A 23,077-nucleotide genomic window follows, 5' to 3' on the forward strand; every position below is an offset into this window, starting at 1 on the left:
TTTTCAGCAGAGAGATTATTTTTCATGAAGGTAAATATCGATACCAGCGATATGCTGTATGCCGAAGCCTGGAATGGCTTTAAAGGTACGGACTGGAAAGAAGAAATTAATGTCCGTGATTTTATTCAGCACAACTATACGCCTTATGAAGGGGACGAATCTTTCCTCGCCGAAGCAACGCCAGCGACCACTGCATTGTGGGAAAAAGTCATGGCGGGCATCCGTATTGAAAACTCGACGCACGCGCCGGTTGATTTCGATACCAATATTGCCACCACGATAACCGCACATGATGCGGGTTATATTGAACAAGAACTGGAAAAAATCGTTGGTCTGCAAACGGATAAGCCGCTCAAGCGTGCTCTGCATCCGTTTGGCGGCATCAACATGATCAAAAGCTCTTTTGATGCTTATGGTCGTGAGATGGATGCTGATTTTGAATACCAGTTTACTGAACTGCGTAAAACCCATAACCAGGGCGTATTCGACGCCTACTCTCCGGATATGTTGCGCTGCCGTAAATCCGGCGTGCTGACCGGTCTGCCGGACGGCTATGGCCGTGGTCGTATCATCGGCGACTATCGCCGCGTCGCGCTGTACGGTATCCGCTACCTGGTACGTGAGCGTGAACTGCAGTTTGCCGATCTCCAGTCGAACCTGGAGTGGGGCCAGAATCTTGAAGCCACGATTCGCCTGCGCGAAGAGCTGTCTGAGCACCGTCGCGCCCTGCTGCAGATGCAGGAAATGGCAGCGAAGTACGGCTGCGATATCTCCCGCCCGGCGCGTAATGCGCAGGAAGCGGTGCAGTGGGTTTACTTTGCTTACCTGGCTGCGGTGAAATCTCAGAACGGCGGCGCAATGTCGTTGGGCCGTACCGCATCGTTCCTCGACATCTACATTGAGCGCGATTTCAAAGCGGGAATTTTAAACGAGCAGCAGGCGCAGGAGCTGATCGACCACTTCATTATGAAGATCCGTATGGTGCGCTTCCTGCGTACGCCGGAATTCGACACCCTGTTCTCAGGCGACCCTATCTGGGCGACTGAAGTTATCGGCGGCATGGGGCTGGATGGCCGCACGCTGGTAACGAAAAACTCGTTCCGCTACCTGCATACGCTGCACACTATGGGGCCGGCGCCTGAGCCGAACCTGACGGTGCTGTGGTCTGAAGCGCTGCCGATTGCCTTCAAAAAGTACGCCGCCCAAGTGTCTATCATCACCTCGTCTTTGCAGTATGAAAACGACGATTTGATGCGTGCCGACTTTGACAGCGATGACTATGCCATTGCCTGCTGCGTAAGCCCGATGGTTATCGGCAAACAAATGCAGTTCTTCGGTGCGCGTGCCAACCTCGCCAAAACGTTGCTGTACGCAATCAACGGCGGCGTGGATGAGAAGCTGAAAATTCAGGTTGGGCCGAAAACGGCACCGCTGATGGATGACGTGCTGGATTACGATACGGTGATGGAGAGCCTGGACCACTTTATGGACTGGCTGGCCGTGCAGTACATCAGCGCGCTGAACATCATCCACTATATGCACGACAAGTACAGTTATGAAGCTTCGTTGATGGCGCTGCACGATCGTGATGTCTATCGCACGATGGCTTGTGGTATGGCGGGTCTGTCCGTGGCGGCGGATTCTCTGTCGGCTATCAAATACGCCCGCGTGAAACCGATTCGTGATGAAAACGGTCTGGCTGTCGATTTCGAAATCGAAGGCGACTATCCGCAATACGGCAACAACGACGAGCGAGTAGACAGCATTGCCTGCGACCTGGTCGAACGCTTCATGAAGAAAATTAAAGTGTTGCCAACCTACCGTAACGCGGTGCCGACGCAGTCCATCCTGACCATCACCTCCAACGTGGTGTACGGACAGAAAACCGGTAACACACCGGACGGACGTCGCGCAGGTACGCCGTTTGCACCAGGGGCTAACCCGATGCACGGTCGCGATCGTAAAGGCGCGGTTGCGTCGTTAACCTCGGTGGCCAAACTGCCGTTTACCTATGCCAAAGACGGCATCTCGTACACCTTCTCCATTGTGCCGGCTGCACTGGGCAAAGAAGATGGGGTGCGTAAAACCAACCTGGTTGGTCTGCTGGATGGTTACTTCCACCATGAAGCGCATGTGGAAGGTGGGCAGCATCTGAACGTTAACGTTATGAACCGTGAAATGTTGATGGATGCTATTGAGCACCCGGAAAACTATCCAAACCTGACGATCCGCGTGTCTGGCTATGCGGTGCGCTTCAACGCGTTGACCCGTGAACAGCAGCAGGATGTTATTTCACGTACTTTCACCCAGGCGCTCTGACGCCGGAGGGATTATGAGAAAAGTTATTGCAACCGAATGTGCGCCAGGGGCGATTGGGCCTTACGTACAGGGCGTGGATCTGGGCAGCATGGTGTTGACGTCAGGTCAAATCCCGGTGTGTCCACAGACCGGTGAAGTGGCAGAAAACGTGGCCGATCAGGCACGTCAAAGCCTGGAAAACGTGAAAGCGATCGTCGAGTCCGCAGGTTTGAAAGTGAGCGATATCGTGAAGACTACCGTTTTCGTATCCGACCTGAACGACTTCGCCACCATTAACCAGGTGTACCAGCAGTTCTTTGATGAGCATCAGGCTATCTACCCCACGCGCAGTTGCGTACAGGTCGCCCGCTTACCAAAGGATGTGAAGCTGGAGATTGAAGCCATCGCCGTACGTGGCGACACGCTGTAATCCCTTGCGGGGCGATCTCAGGATCGCCCCAATCCTTAATGAGTGTGAAACCTGGTCTTCACTGAACGGCAATCCGAGGGTGTGGATATGATTAGCGCATTCGATATTTTCAAGATTGGCATTGGACCTTCCAGCTCCCATACCGTGGGGCCAATGAACGCAGGTAAAAGCTTTATCGATCTGTTGGTCAGCAGCGGAGAACTCCCCAGAACCACACATATTGTGGTCGATCTTTACGGATCGCTTTCCCTGACCGGGAAAGGTCATGCGACAGATGTCGCGATCATGATGGGGCTGGCCGGTAACAGTCCGCAAAACGTTAATATAGACTCAATCGCTGGTTTTACTCAGGAAGTGGCCCGTACCGGACGTTTGCCGGTTGCTGAGGGCACGCATGTTGTCGATTTCTCTCCAGATGAAAATATTCTCTTTCATACCGAAACGCTGCCGCGCCATGAAAATGGCATGCGTATCACCGCGTGGAACGGCACCGAGAGGCTATTAAGCAAAACCTATTACTCCGTCGGCGGTGGTTTTATCATTGAAGAGGAGCAATTTGGGCAGGTGCATGATGTTGAAGCACACGTGCCCTACAATTTTCATTCCGCCAGCGAACTGCTGAAACTGTGCGAGCGCAATGGGCTGTCTGTTTCCGGCTTGATGATGCAAAACGAGCTGGCGATGCGCAGCAAAGAGGAAATCGATGCTGGCTTTGCCGCCATTTGGGACGTCATGCACGCCGGGATTGAGCGCGGCATGAACACCGAAGGCGTCCTGCCGGGGCCGCTTAACGTTCCGCGTCGCGCCGTGGCGTTACGCCGGTTGCTGGTTTCCAGCGATAATCTGTCCAGCGACCCGATGAACGTTATTGACTGGATCAACATGTTCGCGCTGGCCGTGAGCGAAGAAAACGCCGCCGGGTGCCGGGTTGTGACGGCGCCGACCAACGGTGCATGTGGGATTATTCCCGCCGTATTGGCCTATTACGACAAGTTCCGCCGTCCGGTGAATGCGAACTCCATTGCCCGCTATTTGCTGGCCGCGGGGGCGATAGGCGCGCTGTATAAGATGAACGCCTCTATTTCTGGTGCTGAGGTGGGCTGCCAGGGTGAGATTGGCGTAGCCTGTTCAATGGCGGCTGCCGGTCTGACGGAACTGCTGGGCGGTAGCCCGTCGCAGGTCTGCATTGCAGCGGAAATCGCCATGGAGCATAACCTGGGGCTGACCTGCGATCCGGTAGCCGGACAGGTGCAAATACCGTGCATTGAACGTAATGCGATCAACGCAGTAAAAGCCGTCAACGCCGCGCGCATGGCGCTACGTCGAACGTCAGAACCACGCGTTTCGCTCGATAAAGTGATCGAGACCATGTATGAAACGGGCAAAGATATGAACGACAAATACCGTGAAACCTCACGCGGTGGGTTGGCAATTAAAGTGGTTTGTACCTGAGGTGTAAAGCCGTGCCTGGTCAGCGCAGCGCTATCCAGCAATAAATTAATCAATATGGCATGATAAAAAAGGTGCACGTTAGTGCGCCTTTTTTGTTGTGATCCGCTTCAAATATAGAAATTCAATTCTTTATATTGAAATAAAAGAGAAAATATTTCTTAACTTTTAGAAATTACAGGGGTTTGTTTGTGAAGTTTTTCTCTGATCCTGCGCGTATGATTTCCTCATTACTCCAATAGCTCACCTGCACCGTAGTACTGCGTATCGCATTGAGGCAGTACGAAAAAAATATAAAAACCTCTACCTACACATTGAGCGGAAAATTATGGAAACGGCAACGAATAACAGCGTAATACTCGACGCATCTGCTCCGGCACGTCGGGCGGGAATGACCGAAAGTGAATGGCGCGAAGCCATTAAATTCGACAGCATGGACACCGGCTGGGTCATTATGAGTATCGGTATGGCAATTGGTGCGGGGATTGTTTTTCTTCCCGTCCAGGTGGGTTTGATGGGGCTGTGGGTGTTTTTGCTCTCCTCTATCATCGGCTACCCAGCCATGTATCTGTTCCAGCGTCTGTTTATTAATACGCTGGCTGAGTCCCCTGAGTGTAAAGACTACCCGAGCGTGATCAGCGGCTATCTGGGTAAGAACTGGGGCATCCTGTTAGGTGCGTTGTATTTTGTGATGCTGGTTATCTGGATGTTCGTCTATTCCACCGCCATCACCAACGATAGCGCCTCCTACCTGCATACTTTTGGTGTTACTGAAGGGTTACTGTCCGACAGCCCGTTCTATGGCCTGGTGCTGATTTGCATCCTGGTGGCTATCTCGTCCCGCGGGGAAAAACTGCTGTTTAAAATCTCCACCGGTATGGTACTGACCAAGCTGCTGGTGGTGGCGGCGCTTGGCGTGTCGATGGTTGGGATGTGGCATTTATATAACGTAGGTTCACTGCCGCCGATGGCACTGTTGATCAAAAACGCGATTATCACGCTGCCGTTTACCCTGACTTCGATTCTGTTTATTCAGACCTTAAGCCCGATGGTTATCTCCTATCGTTCTCGCAATAAATCCATTGAAGTGGCACGCCATAAAGCCCTGCGAGCCATGAATATTGCGTTCGGTATTCTGTTTGTGACCGTCTTTTTCTACGCCGTTTCCTTCACGCTGGCGATGGGCCATGACGAAGCGGTTAAAGCTTATGAGCAGAACATTTCCGCTCTGGCGATTGCCGCGCAGTTTATCAGCGGCGCGGGTGCTGGCTGGGTGAAAATCGTCAGCGTTATTCTGAACATCTTTGCCGTAATGACCGCTTTCTTCGGCGTTTACTTAGGGTTCCGTGAAGCCACTCAAGGGATCGTGATGAACGTGCTGCGCCGCAAAATGCCAGCCGAGAAAATCAATGAGACCCTGGTTCAGCGCGGCATTATGGTTTTCGCTATCCTGCTGGCGTGGGGAGCCATTGTGCTCAATGCGCCGGTACTGAGCTTCACTTCTATTTGTAGCCCTATCTTCGGCATGGTGGGATGTCTGATCCCGGCCTGGTTGGTCTACAAAGTTCCTGCACTGCACAAATACAAAGGCGCTTCCCTGTATCTGATTATTGTCACGGGCCTGCTGCTGTGCGTTTCTCCGTTCCTGGCATTTTCCTGAGATATCTGAGCAAAGGTTGTTGTTATGTTTGAGACTACATTGAATCCATTATGGGATAGTTTTATCCGCGCGGTGCAGGAAGAAGTTAAGCCTGCGCTGGGCTGCACGGAACCTATCTCTCTGGCTCTGGCGGCAGCGGTCGCCTCCTCTGAGCTGGACGGCGCGGTTGAACGCATTGATGCGTGGGTCTCACCGAACCTGATGAAAAACGGCATGGGCGTTACCGTGCCGGGTACCGGAATGGTTGGGCTGCCTGTCGCGGCGGCACTGGGTGCGCTGGGGGGAAATGCCCACGCCGGTTTAGAGGTACTGAAAGACGCCTCGCCTCAAGCGATTGCCGATGCGAAAGCGATGCTTACCGCCGGGAAGGTCGCGGTGATGCTGCAGGAGCCATGCGAGGACATTCTCTTCTCCCGTGCGAAGGTTTATAGCGCTGAGGGATGGGCGTGCGTGACGATTGTTGGTGGTCATACCAACATTGTGCACATTGAGACCAATAAGGGCGTGGTGTTCACGACAGAACAGAACGCTCAGGAAGAGGAGCAGGAGTCACCGCTGGCGGTATTGTCCCACACGTCGCTGGAAGAGATTCTGGCGTTCGTGAACGCGGTACCGTTTGAGTCAATCCGCTTTATTCTCGATGCGGCGAAACTGAACGGTGCGCTGTCCCAGGAAGGGCTGCGCGGTAACTGGGGCTTGCACATCGGAACCACGCTTGAGAAGCAGTGCGCGCGTGGCCTGCTGGCGAACGATCTCTCCACCTCTATTCTGATCCGCACCAGTGCGGCATCGGATGCGCGAATGGGCGGGGCGACGCTTCCGGCAATGAGCAACTCGGGCTCCGGTAATCAGGGGATTACCGCGACCGTTCCGGTAATGGTGGTGGCTGAGCACTTTGGTGCGGATGAAGAGAAACTGGCGCGTGCGCTGATGTTGTCTCACCTGAGCGCTATCTACATCCATCATCAGCTTCCGCGTTTGTCTGCATTGTGTGCGGCAACCACGGCGGCGATGGGCGCCGCGGCGGGGATGGCGTGGATCGTTGATGGTCGCTACAACACCATCGCGATGGCAATCAGCAGCATGATTGGCGACGTGAGCGGAATGATTTGCGATGGCGCCTCAAACAGCTGCGCGATGAAAGTTTCAACCAGCGCATCTGCGGCGTGGAAAGCGGTGCTGATGGCGCTGGATGATACCGCTGTGACCGGCAATGAAGGGATTGTGGCACATAACGTGGAGCAATCGATCACGAACCTGTGTGCGCTGGCATGTCGCTCGATGCAGGAAACCGACAAGCAGATCATTGAGATCATGGCCAGTAAGGCACATTAATCTGCAGGCCGGGTAAGGCGGAATCGCCCCCGGCATAACTCTAAGCCGCCTTTTCAGGCGGCTTCTTCGTCTTCCAGCCGTAACTCGGCATCCGCCACAATCGCTTCCAGCTCTGTCAGCATTTCTTCATAGCCGAAGGTCACAGTATCTTGTTTTTTCGGCTCAACCTGCGGCTGGCGTTTTTTTGATGATTTCTTGCTCAATAGTCGTACTCCATTGTTTTCCCTGACTATACGGGCAAATCTATCAGCAAAGCGCGCAGCGCGGTATCGGCGACTAACGTTATGTTAGTTTCGTCACGAATAAATGCGCCATCGCCGCAGGTGAGCGCTTCCTTTTCGGCGCCAGATGTCACCGCATGGAATCTGCCGTGGATCGACTGTAAGTAAGCCCGCGGCCCATGTAACTGAAAACTCAGCGATTCACCTTGTTGCAGTTCAACGTGGTGCACCCATACCTGTTGACGCAGATGCAGGCTGCCTTGTTCTCCATCCGGCGAGGCGAGCAACTGATGCTTACCGGCATTCAGCGTGGCTTTCTGTACGCAGGCGTTTTCGCGCTGCGGGCAGGCATCCAGCCAGAGCTGCATTCGGGTTAACGGTTTATCTTTGCTGATATTGTGTTCGCTGTAGCTAATTCCCGGCTGTGTGGCGAGCAGTAAAACTTCTCCTGCCTTGGCCTGGATATGGTTACCTTCACTGTCGCGATACTCCGCTTCCCCTTCGAGGATCAGATTGACGATATCCACCTTCGGATAGGTACGTGGCTGGAAAGAGGCTCCCGGTGCCAGAACTTCCTGGTTCAGAACACGCAGCGAGGCATAACCCAGCAGTTTAGGATCAAAATAGTGTCCAAAGGAGAAGGTATAACGGGCCTGCAGCCAGCCGTAGTCTGCTTGCCCGCATTGTTTGGCTGTACGGGTAGTAATCATAGTTCTTGACCTCTCTTTACTTCCTTTTATGTTAAATGGCTAGACGCTGCATTGTTAGCCAGATATTCTGCCCGGTATGTTCAAATTTCCTGAATGAGAACGAGATGGCCAAAGAAAGGGCTTTAACGCTTGAGGCGTTACGCGTCATGGACGCAATAGACCGGCGTGGCAGCTTTGCCGCCGCGGCGGACGAACTGGGGCGCGTTCCTTCCGCGCTCAGCTATACCATGCAGAAGCTGGAGGAAGAGCTGGACGTCGTGCTGTTCGACCGTTCAGGTCATCGCACAAAATTCACCAACGTCGGGCGTATGCTGCTGGAACGTGGGCGTGTACTGCTGGAAGCTGCGGATAAGCTGACCACCGATGCCGAAGCGCTGGCTCGCGGTTGGGAAACGCATCTGACCATCGTCACCGAAGCGCTGGTGCCGACGGCGGCGTTTTTCCCGCTGATCGACAGGCTTGCCGGGAAGGCCAATACCCAGCTTTCCGTTATTACCGAAGTTCTGGCCGGGGCGTGGGAGCGTCTGGAGCAGGGGCGGGCGGATATCGTGATTGCGCCGGATATGCATTTTCGCTCATCTTCGGAAATCAACTCGCGCAAGCTGTACTCGCTGATGAACGTATATGTGGCGGCCCCGGATCATCCAATTCATCAGGAGCCGGAACCGTTATCGGAAGTCACCCGCGTGAAGTACCGCGGAATCGCGGTGGCGGACACGGCCCGCGAACGCCCGGTGCTGACGGTTCAACTGCTGGATAAACAGCCGCGTCTGACGGTGAGTTCGATAGAAGATAAACGCCAGGCGCTGTTGGCCGGCCTTGGCGTGGCGACGATGCCATACCCGCTGGTGGAAGAGGACATTGCGGCGGGTCGGTTGCGTGTGGTTAGCCCGGAATCGACAAGCGAAATTGATATTATTATGGCCTGGCGTCGAGACAGCATGGGCGAAGCGAAATCCTGGTGTTTGCGGGAAATTCCCAAGCTGTTTGCGGGTAAATAGCAGGGCTGTTACGCCGGATGCGGTGCAAATGCACCTTATCCGGCCGACAAGATGGTGTATTACATCAGGACAGTTGTTTCGGGTCAGCGCCGAAGCGGTTGCTCCCCTGAGTCCCGTTTTGACAGTTGAAAATGATGATTACCAACCAGCCTACGATCGGGATCAGCAGCACCAGTAGCCACCAGGCCGAGCGGTCGGTGTCATGTAAACGCCGGAACTGCACCGCCCACCACGGGATAAAAACCAGAACCCCATAAATCGTCGTTAATATGCCTTCGCCTCCGGCGCGTTCCCAGCCAAGCATTCTGTCCAGAATGCCCAGCACGAACGTAAAGATGATGTTGACCAGCACAAACATCCAGTATTCTTTACGACGCGCGCGGCCCCCAAAACCAAAGTAGTTCTTTAATACGTTTAAATACCAATCCATTTTTGCCTCGTTCTGTATTCAATTACTTGTTTTTAAAGCAATCAAATTAAGAATAGCCGTGAATGGAATGCTGGTAAATATTTGCAGTATTAATTATTTGGCCCCCAAAGGGGACCCGTGTCATTCAGGCAAAACGGTCATCACGCCCGTGGGGTTCGTTGAGGTCCTGCCACGGTCCGACAGAAATAATGCCGGTCGGGTTAATGGTTTTGTGGCTACGGAAGTAGTGATTGCGGATGTGATCAAAATTAACGGTCTCCGCAATGCCTGGCATCTGGTAGATATCGCGCAGGAAACCGTACAGGTTCAGATAGTCGCTAATCCGGTGTTTGTCGCACTTGAAGTGCGTCACATACACAGGATCAAAGCGCACCAGCGTGGTCCACAGGCGAATATCGGCCTCTGTTAACTGGTCCCCGGTCAGGTAGCGATGTTGCCCAAGGATCTGCTCCAGCCGCGCCAGAGATTGAAAGACTTTTTCTACGGCGTCGTCGTAGGCTTCCTGACTGGTGGCAAATCCGGCTTTATACACGCCGTTATTGACGTTGTCATAAATCCAGCCGTTGAGCTCGTCGATTTTAGTTTGCAGTGCGGGTGGATAGTAATCCCCGGCTTTCGCGCCCAGCGCATCAAACGCAGTGTTAAACATACGGATGATATCTGCAGATTCGTTGCTGACAATGGTGTGGTTCTTTTTGTCCCACAACACCGGAACGGTCACCCGACCGCTGTAGTGCGGATCGGCGTGTAAATAGAGTTGATAAAGAAATTCGTGCTGATACAGGGTATCGCCGGTTGCCGCCGGGAAGTTATCGTCAAAGGTCCAGCCGTTTTCCAGCATCAGCGGATGCACAACGGAAACGGAAATAAACGGTTCCAGCCCTTTGAGTTTACGCAAGATCAGCGTGCGATGCGCCCACGGACAGGCCAGAGAAACGTAGAGATGATAGCGGTCTTTTTCGGCGGCGAAACCCCCTTCGCCCGTTGGACCCGGTGCGCCATCCGCGGTGAGCCAGTTACGGAAAGCTGATGCAGAGCGTTGAAATTTTCCCCCGGTTGATTTGGTGTCATACCAGGTGTCATGCCATACGCCGTCAATGAGTTGTCCCATGATTTTCGCCTCCTCAGATAGCAAAAGCGAGGAGATGTCTCCTCGCTTTTTGATGCGTTTAGTATAGCTCGCTTACCATTTTTTATTCAGTACACGGTCGATGCTGAATGCGCCCGGACCGGTGATAGCCAGCAGCAGGAAGCCGCCTGCGATGGTCAGGTTTTTCATAAACATCAGAGAGTTCACACCTTCCGCAAAGTTGCTGTGGAAGAGGAACGCCGTCAGCAGCGTGAAGCCCGCGGTGAACAGCGCAGTAGTACGGGTCAGGAAACCAAACAGGATGGCCAGACCGCCGCCAAACTCAAGCAGGATAACCAGCGGTAACATAAATCCTGGGACGCCCATGGCTTCCATGTACTGTTGGGTACCCGCATATCCGGTGATTTTTCCCCAACCTGCGGTAATAAACAGGATTGGCATCAGAATGCGCGCTACCAGTACACCAACATCTTCTAATTTCTTCATCATACTCTCCAGGAAACCACTCAGGCGGCTTATTGTGTTTTTTTGTGCAACGACGTCGCAGAGTGCGTCGTTGCTGTCGATGGAGAGAATCATAAACGCGGCTAATGACAATTGTTAGCAAGGAAAACTGTCAGAAATTTTCAAAAAATTTGAGGTTAGGGGGGGAGAGGTGATTAGCCGCGCAGTTGCTGTTGTCTGATGGTCGATTTAACCAGACGCCAGATGCTCCACACGCTGAAGCCGCGTTTAGCCCAGCGTACCAGCAGATTCGGGTTACGAATGGTGCGAACCGCCATAATACTGCTTCCGACCAACACCCAGCCACGCAGGTTCAGCAGCGTCTTCCAGCCACGATCGTAAACTTCGGTGGCTTCCAGCCAGTCGCGGCGAGTGGCAGACAGATCCAGCCTTTGCTGCTGGATCTGTCCAAGCAGTTGCGCCTTACGTTGTTGACGTTCGACTTTACTGCTCATTATGCATCATCCTCCAGGGCCTGCCTGTCGTTAGCGAGTTCATTGCGCGTATGGCGTAGCAGCGTTGTTTTACGCGCTTTACTCAGCGTCCATAGCCCGCCGATAAGCGCTAAAAGCAACAGCACAACGGTGGTGGCAATCATGGCGTTAAGGCGATACTGCGGGTCTATGGCCCAGATGATAAGCACCATCAGGCTCATCAGACCAAACGCCGCGAACAGCATGGTCAGCCCAAGCATCAGCAGGATCTGGATGAGATTGGCTTTTTCCTCTTCCAGCTCAACGACGGCCAGCCGCAGCCGCGTCTCTACGATCTCAACGAGAATCGTCAGGATCCGCTGTCCAATACCCAGTACGCCTTTGCCTGGACCTTGTGCGTGTTGAGAGTCTGCCATTATTAACGGCGCGACAGCAGTACACCAAGTACCACACCGACTGCAGCGCCAATGCCGACGCCTGTCCATGGGTTTTCGCGTACGTAGTTATCGGCTTTTGCCGCGGCCTCACGGGTCTGTTTGGCAATCACATCGCTGGTTTCGCTCAGACGATGGCGGCTCTCGCGTAACGCATGTTCGGCTTTGCTGCGAATTTTACTCATCTCTTCCTTCGACTTATCGCCAGAGGAGCTAAGTACTTCTTCAAGCGTATCCGCAAGAGATTTCAGCTCAGCGCGCAGGTTTTCCGTAGCATTATCTTTCGACATAGTTTTCTCCAGTTGAGTGGCTAGTTACCGTACTTAGTAATCGCGTGTCTCGAGTTCTTTCAGCTCTTGCTGAGCTTCAGCAAGCTTATGTTCGCGCTTGGCTATCTTATCCGCATCGCCTTTTTGCTTCGCTTCGGCCAAATCACGTTGACGCTCGGCTATCTCATTTTTCTGCTCGGCGATTTTTTTCTGATGGTCGGCGCGCAGTTTGCTGTCAGTACAATTTGCCCGAACTTCACTCAGCGCTTTGTTCAGACCATTGATGCGGTTTTGATTGTTGTGCTTTTCGGCATAGCTTATCTCCCGCTGAATATCCTGTTCTTTTTCCTGACAGAGGGTGGAGGCGTAACTGCCGGCACTGAGAGCGAAAAGACTAATTGCTAAAGCGATGCGGTATTTCATTCTTGAACCTTCCATTGTGATTCGACCTTGTGGCTTTGGCCGATGCTCCAGAATAATAAAGCAATGGGTCATAAACCCAGTTTATTAATCATAGGCGCTAAATGATGAAATCACCAAAGTGAGTGATCTAATTCAGATTCCTGGAGATTAACCAAAACGGTGCGGGGTATCACGTAAGCGGGATAACCACTGTACCGCCTGATTATCATCATCCTGCTGAGCAATAACGAAACCGTGCGGTAACGTTCGGTCCAGCACGACCTTTGCGGCTGCGCTTTGCGCGCTGGAATCAAAGGTGATCAGCAGCGCGTCATTTTGCGGAGTAATGCTTTTAAAGCGAATGCCGTTGGCGTCCAGGTGATGCCAGATAGAGAAGCCATCAGGCATGGTGGCTCCCTGGTTTACAGCACGAATGGCAAGCGTTGACTCCTGCTGGCGGATGACCGACCAGGTCAGGAGCAGCGCGCCGATAAACAGCATAAAAGTAGTCGTCCAGGCCAGTCGTCGGAGTGTTATGCATGATTTCAGCATAATTTACCCTCGGTTCCCGTATTTCTTTTTCCAAAGCACAACCAGTGAACCTGCCAGACCAAACACCAGTAACACCACGGGAAGCAGCATCAGACAAGACATCAGCTGATCTTCATATTTGAGAAACACTGGCGTTTTGCCCAGCAGATAGCCAAGCGTTGTGAGAATCAGAACCCAAAGCAGTCCGCTCATCCAGTTAAAGAACTGAAAGCGCGCATTGTTCAGACCGGACAATCCTGCGATGGTCGGCAGTAATGTTCTGACAAACGCGATAAAGCGACCGACCAGCAGGGCAGACAAGCCATGCTTATGGAACAGATGATGTGCGCGCTGATGGTAGTGCGCGGGTAGATGAGACAGCCAGTTTTGAACGGTGCGGGTATTTCCCAGCCATCTCCCCTGGATATAGCTGAGCCAGCAACCCAGGCTGGCCGCGGTGGTGAGCAGCAGTACCGTTTGCGGAAAACCCATCGCGCCTTTAGCGATAAGTACGCCGACCAGTACCAGTAGACTGTCGCCAGGTAAAAAGGCTGCTGGCAGCAGTCCATTTTCCAGAAACAAAATGGTAAACAGTACGAAATAGAGCATGCCAATCATGGAGGGATTGGCCAGCGTTTCAAAATCCTGAGCCCATAAAGCATTCAGTAATTGAGTTAGTAGTTCCATTCAATATTCCTGGAGAATCGGTTGTCGTCATGCCGGTATTCTGGAGTTTGTAACGCCGCAATTTTATTGGTGTTTTTTACATGGATCGCGGTCTGACACAAATTCACGGCCTGAACTATTCCCTGTAAAGTTGTGAAGTAAGCAAGCTCTCAAACACAAAAATTCAAATAACAACTAATTGTAACAAAGGTCAACGTAGTCCGTTATAGAAATTACGGGTGTTGTCCTGTGATTTTGCTTATCGCAATGGAGGGAGGCGAGAGGATTTACACAGGCTGACACTTTATACCTAATGCTTACCAAGCGTCAGAAACAGGCGCTTTGTCGCGCCTGCATCGTTAAGATTGTTTATTTTGCGCCGTTAGCTGCCGTATCGAGATGAATGACGGGATTATCGGTAAAAAGATAACGGTCTGCGTTGAATTCAAAATCATCGCTGGTTTCGTTAAACAGCATCTGCTTTGTGTTCTCAAGATGCTGCCACATCGCCAGTTTGGCGGCGTGTGGATCTTTGCGAATCAGCGCCCGCAGGATCTGGTCATGGTCGTCGCACCAGTTATCTATCGTGCGCAGGTCGATGTGGTCGTGCAGCTTCTTCCAGTAGGGGTTGTGAATACGCTGAGTCCACATTTTTTCAACAATCGCGGCCAGGGCAGAGTTCTGTGTTGCCAGCGCGACCTGCACATGGAACTGGAGATCCCACTCGGAGTCACGAAAGCTTTTTTCGTTACGCGACTTCTCCTGAATTTCCATCAGTTTCATGATGTCCTGTTTGGTCACCTGGGTGGCGGCAAACTCAGCAATGTTGCTTTCTATGAGCTGGCGAGCCTGGAGCAGCTCAAACGGACCGTAGCTGGCGAACTCCAGACTTTCATCTGGTGCGACATAGTGTTTGGGTTGGTTTGAAATGACGTGGATCCCCGATCCTTTACGCACTTCAACGTAGCCCTCAACCTCGAGCATGATAATCGCTTCACGAACCACGGTGCGGCTGACATTTTTTTCATCGGCGATAAAGCGCTCGGCGGGGAGTTTGTCACCCACCAGGTAGACACCCTGCTCAATGCGTTCTTTCAGATCAGCGGCAAGTTGTTGGTACAAACGTCGTGGTTCGGTGATTTCCATATGCGCTCCAGGCATGATACGGCAGACTCTATTTGTTATACCACTTTTGCGATTACGGCTCCACTCGCGGCGATAAAAAAGCCGCCAGATGACTGGCGGCTTAGCATTACATAACCTTGTTAAATCGTGTCTGGTTAACTTTGCGCAGCGGGATCGCCAGTTTGCGAAGCTGACTCTACCTCGCTGGCCGATTTGTTCTGCAATACCGTCCAGATGACTAACGCGCCGAGCAGGTCGAATACCGCCAGTACGGCGAACAGCGGGCTGAAGCCGATGGTGTCAGCCAGCGCGCCAACGACCAGCGCAAACAGCGTACTTGCAAGCCATGCGGACATACCGGTCAGACCGTTCGCGGTTGCCACTTCATTACGACCAAATACGTCAGAAGAGAGCGTGATCAGCGCACCGGACAGCGCCTGGTGAGCAAAGCCGCCGACGCACAGCAGGGCGATAGCAATGTACGGGCTGGTGAACAGACCGATCATCCCTGGGCCAATCATCAGCAATGCGCCCATGGTGACGACCATTTTACGGGAAACGATCAGGTTAACGCCGAACCAGCGCTGGAACAGCGGCGGTAAGTAACCCCCTACGATACAACCCAGGTCAGCAAACAGCATCGGCATCCAGGCAAACATCGCAATCTCTTTCAGGTTAAAGCCGTAGACTTTAAACATGAACAGCGGGATCCAGGCGTTGAAGGTACCCCAGGCCGGCTCTGCCAGGAAACGCGGCAGCGCGATGCCCCAGAACTGGCGGTTACGCAGGATCTGACCGAGAGACATTTTCTTGGCGGTGCTGTTTTTATGCTGTGATTCCTGACCATTCAGAATGTAATCACGTTCTTCATCAGACAGTTTTTTCTGGTCGCGTGGGTGTTTGTAAAATACCAACCAGCACATGGCCCAGATAAAGCTCAGGGCACCGGAAATAATGAATGCCATCTGCCAGCTGTGCATGACGATAGCCCAGACGACCAGCGGCGGAGCAATCATCGCGCCGATAGAGGAACCGACGTTAAAGTAACCCACGGCGATTGAACGTTCTTTTGCCGGGAACCATTCAGAACTGGCTTTCAGACCCGCAGGGATCATCGCAGCTTCAGCGGCACCGACTGCGCCTCGCGCCAGCGCCAGTCCACCCCAGCTACCAGCCAGTGCGGTCGCGCCACAGAAGACGGCCCACAGAACGGCGAACATCGCGTAACCAATTTTTGTGCCGAGCACATCGAGCACATAGCCGGCAACGGGTTGCATTACGGTGTAAGCAGCAGAATACGCTGCGATGATATAGGAATACTGTTGGGTGGAGATGTGTAACTCTTCCATCAGAGTTGGCGCAGCTGCCGCCACAGTGTTACGTGTCAGATAACCCAGCACGGTGCCAAGCGTCACCAGTGCGATCATGTACCAACGTAACCCTTTAATTTTACGCATGTAAAACCTCATCGTTTTGTTATGTCCGCGAACGAGCGGTCATCTTCCAGTTCAGGGAGGAGGATGTTCTTTTACGAGGGGGTAACCGAAAAAAAGCCGGTACTCCCCGAACTCTGCCATGTCAATATTTGTGCTAATTCGGTTTCCGTACCGGTTAATCCGATGGTGATACATCGGTAATTTGCATTCCGTCGGCTTATGTATCGCGACGGCAAAAAGATAACTTGTCATACAGCTTTAAAAGGTGAGTGCCATCACAAAAGTGTGAATCTTCGTGTGGTCATTATTTCGATTCAGCAAAGCCAGTGCTGGTGCGGCTTGGCGCGAGGTTTACCTCTTTGAGAGTAATTTTTTTGTCGCCATTAGTTGATCTAACTCACGAAAATATCTTCAGTGTATGGAAATTGGTGTGATAACTTTGTCAACATCAAAACATAAGCAATCTGACGCACTCGCTGAGAGGAAGACGATAATGACCCCGTTTATGACTGAAGATTTCCTGTTGGACACCGAATTTGCCCGCCGTCTGTATCATGATTACGCCAAAGACCAGCCAATTTTCGACTACCACTGCCATTTGCCACCGCAACAAATCGCGGAAAACTACCGTTTTAATAACCTGTATGACATCTGGCTGAAGGGTGACCACTACAAGTGGCGTGCGATGCGTACTAACGGCGTCGCTGAGCGCCTGTGTACCGGCGATGCCTCCGATCGCGAGAAGTTTGACGCCTGGGCCGCCACTGTTCCGCACACAATCGGTAACCCGCTGTACCATTGGACCCACCTCGAATTACGTCGCCCGTTTGGTATTACAGGTAAGCTGCTGTCTCCGGCAACGGCTGACGAAATCTGGAACCAGTGCAATGAACTGCTGGCGCAGGACAAATTCTCCGCACGCGGCATCATGCAGCAGATGAACGTGAAAATGGTCGGTACCACCGATGACCCGATCGACTCTCTGGAGCATCACGCGGCCGTTGCTAAAGACGCAAGCTTTGATGTGAAAGTGCTGCCGAGCTGGCGTCCGGATAAAGCCTTTAACATTGAGCTGGCGACCTTTAATGACTATATGGCGAAGCTCGGTGAGGTGTCTGACACGGATATCCGCCGCTTCAGCGACCTGCAAGCTGCGCTGACCAAACGTCTGGATCACTTTGCGGCTCACGGCTGTAAAGTCTCTGACCACGCGCTGGACGTGGTGCTGTTTGCTGAATCTAACGAATCTGAACTGGATAGCATTCTGGCACGCCGCCTGGCGGGTGAAACGCTGAGCGAGCATGAAGTTGCCCAGTTTAAAACCGCGGTGCTGGTGTTCCTCGGTGCGGAATACGCGCGTCGTGAATGGGTACAGCAGTACCACATCGGCGCGCTGCGTAATAACAACCTGCGTCAGTTCAAACTGTTGGGTGCGGATGTCGGCTTCGACTCCATCAACGATCGCCCGATGGCCGAAGAGCTGTCCAAACTGCTGAGCAAGCAGAACGAACAGAACCTGCTGCCGAAAACCATTCTCTACTGCCTGAACCCGCGCGATAACGAAGTGCTGGGCACCATGATCGGCAACTTCCAGGGCGAAGGTATGCCGGGCAAGATGCAGTTCGGTTCCGGCTGGTGGTTCAACGATCAGAAAGACGGTATGGAACGTCAGATGACGCAGCTGGCCCAGCTCGGTCTGCTGAGCCGTTTCGTCGGCATGCTGACCGATAGCCGTAGCTTCCTGTCATACACGCGCCATGAATACTTCCGTCGCATCCTGTGCCAGATGATTGGCCGTTGGGTTGCTGCAGGTGAAGCGCCGGCAGATATCCAGCTGTTGGGTGAAATGGTCAGAAATATTTGCTTCAACAATGCGCGTGATTATTTCGCCATTGAACTGAACTAAGGCCTGGGTGAAGGTATGCAATACATCAAGATCCATACGCTGGATAACGTCGCGGTAGCGCTCGCTGATTTGGCTGAAGGAACCGAAGTCACCGTTGATGGGCAAGCGGTAATCCTGCGCCAAGCGGTTTCTCGTGGCCATAAATTCGCTTTATGCGATATTGCGCAAGGCGAAAACGTCATTAAATACGGTTTGCCAATCGGTCATACGTTGGTGGACGTGGCGGCGGGTGAGCATATTCATGCTCACAACACGCGCACGAATCTGAGCGACCTGGACACGTATAGCTACCACCCTGATTTTCAGGCAGAGCTTGTTCAACCCGCCGATCGCGATGTACAGATCTACCGTCGCGCCAACGGCGAGGTCGGCGTGCGCAACGAACTGTGGATCCTGCCGACGGTCGGCTGCGTCAACGCTATGGCGCGTCAGATGCAGAACCGCTTTCTGAAAGAGACCAACGACGCCGAGGGTATCGACGGCGTGCATCTTTTCAGTCACACCTACGGCTGTTCGCAACTGGGTGACGACCACATCAACACCCGTACCATGCTGCAAAATATGGTGCGCCACCCGAATGCGGGTGCGGTGCTGGTGGTCGGCCTGGGTTGTGAAAACAACCAGGTTGATGCCTTCCGCGAAACTTTAGGCGAGTACGATCCTGAGCGTGTTCACTTTATGGTCTGCCAACATCAGGAAGACGAAGTGGAAGCGGGGATTGAACATCTCCATCAGTTGTACAACGTGATGCGTAACGATAAGCGTGAGCCGGGTAAGCTGGGCGAGCTGAAGTTTGGTCTGGAATGCGGCGGCTCTGACGGCCTGTCCGGTATTACCGCCAACCCGATGCTGGGGCGTTTTTCCGACTACGTGATTGCCAACGGCGGCACCACCGTGCTGACTGAAGTACCGGAAATGTTCGGTGCCGAGCAGCTGCTGATGGACCACTGCCGTGACGAAGAAACCTTCGGCAAGCTGGTGACCATGGTCAATGACTTTAAGCAGTACTTCATTGCTCACGACCAGCCGATTTACGAGAATCCATCGCCGGGCAACAAAGCGGGCGGGATCACCACGCTGGAAGACAAATCTCTGGGCTGCACGCAAAAAGCGGGCTCCAGCCAGGTGGTGGATGTACTGCGCTACGGCGAACGCCTGAAGACACACGGCCTGAACTTACTGAGCGCGCCGGGTAACGATGCGGTTGCTACCAGTGCCCTCGCGGGCGCGGGCTGTCATATGGTGCTGTTCAGCACCGGCCGCGGTACGCCGTACGGCGGTTTTGTGCCGACGGTGAAAATTGCGACCAACAGCGAGCTGGCGGCCAAGAAAAAACACTGGATCGATTTTGACGCTGGACAGCTGATCCACGGTAAAGCGATGCCTCAGCTGCTGAGCGAGTTTGTCGATACGATCGTTGAGTTCGCCAATGGCAAGCAAACCTGCAACGAGCGCAACGATTTCCGGGAACTGGCTATCTTTAAAAGCGGCGTAACATTGTAATTACCCTTCATCTTTCGCGTGACAGCCGCGTTGGCTGCGTCCATTCACCCCGGTCACTTACTCCAGTAAGCTCCCGGGGATGTCTGAACTTACCGCCTTGCGGTAGCACGAAATCTATTGGGTAATCGAAATGGAGTGGATTTTAAAAACGGCGTTTCATAATATGGAGCGCCGTTTGCTTTTGCGTTTCCTCACAAGGATCTCCCATGACCGCGTATTGGCTGGCCCAGGGCGTAGGTGTCATCGCCTTTTTGATCGGCATTACCACCTTTTTCAATCGAGATGAGCGCCGGTTCCGGCTGCAACTTGCCATCTACAGCGCCACCATTGGCGTGCATTTTTTTCTGATGGGCGCCTGGCCTGCGGGAATGAGTGCAGAGCTAAACACCATCCGCACACTCGTCTCGATGCATACCCGCAAACTATGGGTAATGACCGTTTTTATTATCCTCACCCTGGTTCTCGGGCTGGCGAAATTACAGCATGCGATGGAGCTGTTGCCGATTATTGGCACGCTGGCCAGCACCTGGGCGCTGTTTCGCTGCCAGGGGCTGACCGTGCGCTGCGTAATGTGGTGCGCAACCGCCTGTTGGGTTATCCATAATTTCTGGTTGGGATCGATTGGTGGGACGATGATCGAAGGTAGTTTTCTGGTGATGAACGGCCTGAACATTATTCGCTTCCGGCGGATGCAAAAACGCGGAATTGATCCATTCAAAATTGAAAAAAGCGTACAAGAAGAGAACCCCTCCGTCCGGTGACGGAGGGGCAGAGATTAGCCGCGCAGGGCGTTATTTGCCAGACGTTCGTCTTCAGCCTGGCAGGCCGCAGCGGTAAACAGGACGTCTGTAGAAGAGTTCAGCGCCGTTTCACAGGAATCCTGCAATACGCCGATGATAAAGCCAACGGCAACGACCTGCATGGCGATGTCATTCGGGATACCGAACATATTACATGCCAGTGGGATCAGCAGCAGAGAACCCCCCGCCACGCCCGATGCGCCGCAGGCGCACAGCGACGCCACCACGCTCAGTAACAGCGCCGTCGGTAAATCGACCGGAATACCCAACGTATTGACCGCCGCCAGCGTCAACACGGTGATGGTGATAGCCGCGCCTGCCATATTGATGGTGGCTCCCAGCGGGATAGACACTGAATAGGTATCACGATCCAGGTTCAGCTTCTCACACAGCGCCATATTCACCGGAATGTTTGCCGCGGAGCTGCGGGTAAAGAAGGCGTACACGCCGCTTTCACGCAGACAGGCCAGCACTAACGGATATGGGTTGCGGCGAATTTTCCAGAATACCAGCAGCGGGTTGACCACTAACGCTACCAGCAGCATACAGCCTACCAGCACGGTCAGCAGATGTGCGTAGCCCCAAAGCGTGGCGAAACCAGTGGTTGCCAGCGTGGAGGAGACCAGGCCGAAGATACCGATCGGCGCGAAACGAATCACCAGCTTCACCATAAAGGTAATAGCGTTGGACATATCGTTGACCAGATTTTTGGTCGTTTCATTACCGTGACGCAGCGCAAAGCCCAGACCGACGGCCCAAACCAGGATGCCGATGTAGTTGGCGTTAAGCAGTGCATCAATTGGGTTAGAAACCATGCTCATTAGCAGGCCACGCATCACTTCAATAATGCCGGACGGCGGTACGATATCGCTGGCGCTGCTGGAAAGATGCAGTGTCGATGGGAAGGCGAAGCTGAAGACAACGGCCGCTAACGCTGCGGAAAATGTTCCGAGCAGGTAGAGGAACAGGATTGGGCGGATATTGGTTTTTTGCCCGTGCTGGTGGTTGGCGATAGAAGCCATTACCAGCATCAGAACCAGAATTGGCGCGACGGCTTTTAACGCGCCGACGAACAGAGTACCCAGCAAACCAACGGCTTCTGCCGCAGGTTTTGACACCAGTGCCAGTAAAATCCCCAGAACCAAACCGATCAAAATTTGTTTAACCAGGCTCCCTTGCGCCAGGCGCGAGAATAGCCCCGATGAACGTTGCGTAGTCATGTAGTAATCCTTTCATTGTGTTGTTGCCCTGCCTTTGTGCGTTCTGTAGACGCATCTTTCAGGATGAGGCAAATGTTTGCATGGCTGAGTATAAGGAAAGAACAGGGTTCTGGAAGCGAAATATCCTGGATTTCGCGTCGAGATCATATTTTATAACTTTGAGTTAACATTATTTTGACATGATAAACAAAAAGCCCGACGCACGCAGTGTGCTGTCGGGCTTTTCAGCTAGCAGATGAAACTTACTGTATTTGTTGCTTTTTATCGTGCTGGTGGTTGACCCAGGCGTTCACAATCAGCGTCACAAACAGAATGCCAAATACCACGCCTAACGAGATAGCGATCGGGATATGGTAGAAATCGACGATCAGCATCTTAATACCGATAAACACCAGAATGACCGACAAACCGTACTTCAGCATGGAGAAACGCTCCGCCACGCCCGCCAGCAGGAAGTACATTGCGCGCAGACCTAAAATAGCAAACAGGTTTGAGGTCAACACGATGAACGGGTCGGTAGTGACGGCAAAGATAGCCGGAATACTGTCGACGGCAAAAATGACGTCGCTCAGCTCAACCAGAATCAACACCAGCATCAGCGGCGTAACAAACAGCAGGCCGTTTTTACGCACGAAGAATTTTTCATCTTCGATGGTATCGGTCATGCGCAAATGACCGCGCAGCCAGCGTACTAACGGTCTGTCGCCAATACCGGAAGCATCTTCTTTCGCCAGCGCCATCTTCACGCCGGTAAACAGCAGGAATGCACCGAACACGTACAACAGCCACTCAAATTGGGTGATAAGCCAACTGCCGGCGAAGATCATGATCGTACGCAGAACAATGGCTCCCAGCACGCCATACACCAGTACCCGACGCTGCAACGCAGGCGGTACGGAGAAGTAGCTGAACAGCATCAACCAGACAAAGACGTTATCTACTGCCAGCGATTTTTCGATCAAATAGCCGGTAAGGAACGCCAGCGCCTGTGGGTCGGCAACGGCGCGGCCCTGGGTTTGTGCCAGGTACCACCAGAAGACGGCGTTAAACAGTAACGACAGCGTTACCCAAACGATTGACCAGGCCGCAGCCTGCTTCATCGACATCGTATGCGCGCCACGACGACCCTGCAACAGCAGGTCGATGGCCAGCATAATTACCACCACGACAGCGAAGCCACCCCATAACAACGGTGTGCCGACAGTATTCATTGTATTTCCCCA

At 53.1% G+C, this 23,077-nt stretch carries 24 protein-coding genes; 9 read left to right on the forward strand and 15 right to left on the reverse strand.

Going from position 1 to position 23,077, the window contains the following annotated elements:
* Nucleotides 1-24 precede the first annotated feature (24 nt).
* From pflB to HV037_RS03035, 5 genes are all read left to right on the forward strand, one after another.
* Nucleotides 25-2,319, forward strand: a complete 2,295-nt coding sequence (gene pflB / locus HV037_RS03015) for a formate C-acetyltransferase (RefSeq protein ID WP_016154631.1) — start codon at nt 25-27, stop codon at nt 2,317-2,319.
* Nucleotides 2,320-2,332: 13 nt separating this feature from the next.
* Nucleotides 2,333-2,728 carry an enamine/imine deaminase gene (locus tag HV037_RS03020; RefSeq protein WP_016157544.1) on the forward strand — a complete coding sequence of 132 codons (396 nt, stop codon included), beginning with the start codon at nt 2,333-2,335 and terminating at the stop codon, nt 2,726-2,728.
* An 87-nt stretch (nt 2,729-2,815) separates the two neighbouring features.
* Nucleotides 2,816-4,180: an L-serine ammonia-lyase gene (tdcG, locus tag HV037_RS03025; protein WP_019077758.1), complete on the forward strand. Its 1,365-nt coding sequence runs from the start codon at nt 2,816-2,818 to the stop codon at nt 4,178-4,180.
* Between the two features lie 325 nt (nt 4,181-4,505).
* A complete protein-coding gene (locus tag HV037_RS03030) occupies nt 4,506-5,837 on the forward strand; it encodes an amino acid permease (RefSeq protein ID WP_016157542.1) in 1,332 nt (443 codons plus the stop codon).
* A 24-nt stretch (nt 5,838-5,861) separates the two neighbouring features.
* Nucleotides 5,862-7,172 carry a serine dehydratase subunit alpha family protein gene (locus tag HV037_RS03035; protein ID WP_016154627.1) on the forward strand — a complete coding sequence of 437 codons (1,311 nt, stop codon included), beginning with the start codon at nt 5,862-5,864 and terminating at the stop codon, nt 7,170-7,172.
* A 53-nt stretch (nt 7,173-7,225) separates the two neighbouring features.
* Here HV037_RS03035 and HV037_RS03040 read toward each other — a convergent pair whose 3' ends face one another.
* The gene (locus HV037_RS03040; protein ID WP_016157540.1) at nt 7,226-7,375 is read right to left on the reverse strand and encodes a hypothetical protein; all 150 of its coding nucleotides are present in this window, start codon (nt 7,373-7,375) and stop codon (nt 7,226-7,228) included.
* Nucleotides 7,376-7,401: 26 nt separating this feature from the next.
* Nucleotides 7,402-8,103 (reverse strand): pirin family protein, encoded by a 702-nt coding sequence (locus tag HV037_RS03045; RefSeq protein WP_103284269.1) that lies wholly within the window; start codon nt 8,101-8,103, stop codon nt 7,402-7,404.
* Between the two features lie 104 nt (nt 8,104-8,207).
* Between HV037_RS03045 and yhaJ the strand changes: the two genes are divergently transcribed.
* Nucleotides 8,208-9,104, forward strand: a complete 897-nt coding sequence (gene yhaJ, locus HV037_RS03050; RefSeq protein WP_016154624.1) for a DNA-binding transcriptional regulator YhaJ — start codon at nt 8,208-8,210, stop codon at nt 9,102-9,104.
* 64 nt (nt 9,105-9,168) lie between these two features.
* Here yhaJ and HV037_RS03055 read toward each other — a convergent pair whose 3' ends face one another.
* The 11 genes from HV037_RS03055 to HV037_RS03105 form a co-directional block, all read right to left on the reverse strand.
* Entirely contained in the window at nt 9,169-9,534 is a 366-nt protein-coding gene (locus HV037_RS03055) for a DUF805 domain-containing protein (RefSeq protein WP_016154623.1), read from the reverse strand.
* Between the two features lie 124 nt (nt 9,535-9,658).
* Nucleotides 9,659-10,645 (reverse strand): glutathionyl-hydroquinone reductase YqjG, encoded by a 987-nt coding sequence (yqjG, locus tag HV037_RS03060; RefSeq protein WP_016154622.1) that lies wholly within the window; start codon nt 10,643-10,645, stop codon nt 9,659-9,661.
* Between the two features lie 72 nt (nt 10,646-10,717).
* On the reverse strand, nt 10,718-11,110 hold the full coding sequence (locus HV037_RS03065) for a DoxX family protein (protein WP_003024847.1): 393 nt from the start codon (nt 11,108-11,110) through the stop codon (nt 10,718-10,720).
* Nucleotides 11,111-11,283: 173 nt separating this feature from the next.
* Entirely contained in the window at nt 11,284-11,583 is a 300-nt protein-coding gene (locus tag HV037_RS03070; RefSeq protein WP_003024845.1) for a YqjK-like family protein, read from the reverse strand.
* Nucleotides 11,583-11,978 carry a phage holin family protein gene (locus HV037_RS03075; RefSeq protein WP_016157537.1) on the reverse strand — a complete coding sequence of 132 codons (396 nt, stop codon included), beginning with the start codon at nt 11,976-11,978 and terminating at the stop codon, nt 11,583-11,585. The genes HV037_RS03070 and HV037_RS03075 overlap by 1 nt, the downstream gene beginning before the upstream one ends.
* Before the next feature lie 2 nt (nt 11,979-11,980).
* Nucleotides 11,981-12,286, reverse strand: a complete 306-nt coding sequence (locus HV037_RS03080) for a YqjD family protein (RefSeq protein ID WP_003024832.1) — start codon at nt 12,284-12,286, stop codon at nt 11,981-11,983.
* A 33-nt stretch (nt 12,287-12,319) separates the two neighbouring features.
* Nucleotides 12,320-12,688 carry a DUF1090 domain-containing protein gene (locus tag HV037_RS03085; protein ID WP_016154619.1) on the reverse strand — a complete coding sequence of 123 codons (369 nt, stop codon included), beginning with the start codon at nt 12,686-12,688 and terminating at the stop codon, nt 12,320-12,322.
* A 147-nt stretch (nt 12,689-12,835) separates the two neighbouring features.
* The gene (mzrA, locus tag HV037_RS03090) at nt 12,836-13,204 is read right to left on the reverse strand and encodes an EnvZ/OmpR regulon moderator MzrA (RefSeq protein ID WP_029139667.1); all 369 of its coding nucleotides are present in this window, start codon (nt 13,202-13,204) and stop codon (nt 12,836-12,838) included.
* Nucleotides 13,205-13,222: 18 nt separating this feature from the next.
* Nucleotides 13,223-13,885 (reverse strand): DedA family general envelope maintenance protein YqjA, encoded by a 663-nt coding sequence (gene yqjA / locus HV037_RS03095; protein WP_003024820.1) that lies wholly within the window; start codon nt 13,883-13,885, stop codon nt 13,223-13,225.
* A 348-nt stretch (nt 13,886-14,233) separates the two neighbouring features.
* Nucleotides 14,234-15,010: a transcriptional regulator ExuR gene (gene exuR / locus HV037_RS03100; protein WP_046274732.1), complete on the reverse strand. Its 777-nt coding sequence runs from the start codon at nt 15,008-15,010 to the stop codon at nt 14,234-14,236.
* Nucleotides 15,011-15,144: 134 nt separating this feature from the next.
* Nucleotides 15,145-16,446: an MFS transporter gene (locus HV037_RS03105; RefSeq protein ID WP_016154616.1), complete on the reverse strand. Its 1,302-nt coding sequence runs from the start codon at nt 16,444-16,446 to the stop codon at nt 15,145-15,147.
* A gap of 472 nt (nt 16,447-16,918) precedes the next feature.
* Here HV037_RS03105 and uxaC point away from each other — a divergent pair, with 472 nt between their 5' ends.
* The 3 genes from uxaC (at nt 16,919) to HV037_RS03120 (ending at nt 20,595) form a co-directional block, all read left to right on the forward strand.
* Entirely contained in the window at nt 16,919-18,331 is a 1,413-nt protein-coding gene (uxaC, locus tag HV037_RS03110) for a glucuronate isomerase (RefSeq protein WP_103284268.1), read from the forward strand.
* Between the two features lie 15 nt (nt 18,332-18,346).
* Nucleotides 18,347-19,834: an altronate dehydratase family protein gene (locus HV037_RS03115; protein WP_016157534.1), complete on the forward strand. Its 1,488-nt coding sequence runs from the start codon at nt 18,347-18,349 to the stop codon at nt 19,832-19,834.
* Between the two features lie 206 nt (nt 19,835-20,040).
* Complete coding sequence (locus tag HV037_RS03120; protein ID WP_103284267.1) at nt 20,041-20,595, forward strand: YgjV family protein; 555 nt, start codon at nt 20,041-20,043, stop codon at nt 20,593-20,595.
* A 14-nt stretch (nt 20,596-20,609) separates the two neighbouring features.
* Here the strand turns inward: HV037_RS03120 and sstT are convergent, their stop codons facing one another.
* Together sstT and HV037_RS03130 are read right to left on the reverse strand one after the other, a co-directional pair.
* Nucleotides 20,610-21,854, reverse strand: coding sequence for a serine/threonine transporter SstT (sstT, locus tag HV037_RS03125; protein WP_103284266.1), 1,245 nt, complete (start codon nt 21,852-21,854; stop codon nt 20,610-20,612).
* A gap of 242 nt (nt 21,855-22,096) precedes the next feature.
* Nucleotides 22,097-23,065, reverse strand: coding sequence for a TerC family protein (locus tag HV037_RS03130; protein ID WP_016154611.1), 969 nt, complete (start codon nt 23,063-23,065; stop codon nt 22,097-22,099).
* Nucleotides 23,066-23,077 lie beyond the last annotated feature (12 nt).

The organism is Citrobacter sp. RHBSTW-00017 (genome assembly GCF_013797615.1).
Classification (GTDB): domain Bacteria; phylum Pseudomonadota; class Gammaproteobacteria; order Enterobacterales; family Enterobacteriaceae; genus Citrobacter; species Citrobacter braakii.

Excerpts from the sequence above, each read along its gene's own strand:
- pflB (WP_016154631.1), top strand. The coding sequence starts at position 25 with ATGAAGGTAAATATCGATACCAGCGATATGCTGTATGCCGAAGCCTGG.
- HV037_RS03020 (WP_016157544.1), top strand. The coding sequence starts at position 2,333 with ATGAGAAAAGTTATTGCAACCGAATGTGCGCCAGGGGCGATTGGGCCT.
- tdcG (WP_019077758.1), top strand. The coding sequence starts at position 2,816 with ATGATTAGCGCATTCGATATTTTCAAGATTGGCATTGGACCTTCCAGC.
- HV037_RS03030 (WP_016157542.1), top strand. The coding sequence starts at position 4,506 with ATGGAAACGGCAACGAATAACAGCGTAATACTCGACGCATCTGCTCCG.
- HV037_RS03035 (WP_016154627.1), top strand. The coding sequence starts at position 5,862 with ATGTTTGAGACTACATTGAATCCATTATGGGATAGTTTTATCCGCGCG.
- HV037_RS03045 (WP_103284269.1), bottom strand. The coding sequence starts at position 8,103 with ATGATTACTACCCGTACAGCCAAACAATGCGGGCAAGCAGACTACGGC.
- yhaJ (WP_016154624.1), top strand. The coding sequence starts at position 8,208 with ATGGCCAAAGAAAGGGCTTTAACGCTTGAGGCGTTACGCGTCATGGAC.
- HV037_RS03055 (WP_016154623.1), bottom strand. The coding sequence starts at position 9,534 with ATGGATTGGTATTTAAACGTATTAAAGAACTACTTTGGTTTTGGGGGC.
- yqjG (WP_016154622.1), bottom strand. The coding sequence starts at position 10,645 with ATGGGACAACTCATTGACGGCGTATGGCATGACACCTGGTATGACACC.
- HV037_RS03065 (WP_003024847.1), bottom strand. The coding sequence starts at position 11,110 with ATGAAGAAATTAGAAGATGTTGGTGTACTGGTAGCGCGCATTCTGATG.
- HV037_RS03070 (WP_003024845.1), bottom strand. The coding sequence starts at position 11,583 with ATGAGCAGTAAAGTCGAACGTCAACAACGTAAGGCGCAACTGCTTGGA.
- HV037_RS03075 (WP_016157537.1), bottom strand. The coding sequence starts at position 11,978 with ATGGCAGACTCTCAACACGCACAAGGTCCAGGCAAAGGCGTACTGGGT.
- HV037_RS03080 (WP_003024832.1), bottom strand. The coding sequence starts at position 12,286 with ATGTCGAAAGATAATGCTACGGAAAACCTGCGCGCTGAGCTGAAATCT.
- HV037_RS03085 (WP_016154619.1), bottom strand. The coding sequence starts at position 12,688 with ATGAAATACCGCATCGCTTTAGCAATTAGTCTTTTCGCTCTCAGTGCC.
- yqjA (WP_003024820.1), bottom strand. The coding sequence starts at position 13,885 with ATGGAACTACTAACTCAATTACTGAATGCTTTATGGGCTCAGGATTTT.
- exuR (WP_046274732.1), bottom strand. The coding sequence starts at position 15,010 with ATGGAAATCACCGAACCACGACGTTTGTACCAACAACTTGCCGCTGAT.
- HV037_RS03105 (WP_016154616.1), bottom strand. The coding sequence starts at position 16,446 with ATGCGTAAAATTAAAGGGTTACGTTGGTACATGATCGCACTGGTGACG.
- uxaC (WP_103284268.1), top strand. The coding sequence starts at position 16,919 with ATGACCCCGTTTATGACTGAAGATTTCCTGTTGGACACCGAATTTGCC.
- HV037_RS03115 (WP_016157534.1), top strand. The coding sequence starts at position 18,347 with ATGCAATACATCAAGATCCATACGCTGGATAACGTCGCGGTAGCGCTC.
- HV037_RS03120 (WP_103284267.1), top strand. The coding sequence starts at position 20,041 with ATGACCGCGTATTGGCTGGCCCAGGGCGTAGGTGTCATCGCCTTTTTG.
- sstT (WP_103284266.1), bottom strand. The coding sequence starts at position 21,854 with ATGACTACGCAACGTTCATCGGGGCTATTCTCGCGCCTGGCGCAAGGG.
- HV037_RS03130 (WP_016154611.1), bottom strand. The coding sequence starts at position 23,065 with ATGAATACTGTCGGCACACCGTTGTTATGGGGTGGCTTCGCTGTCGTG.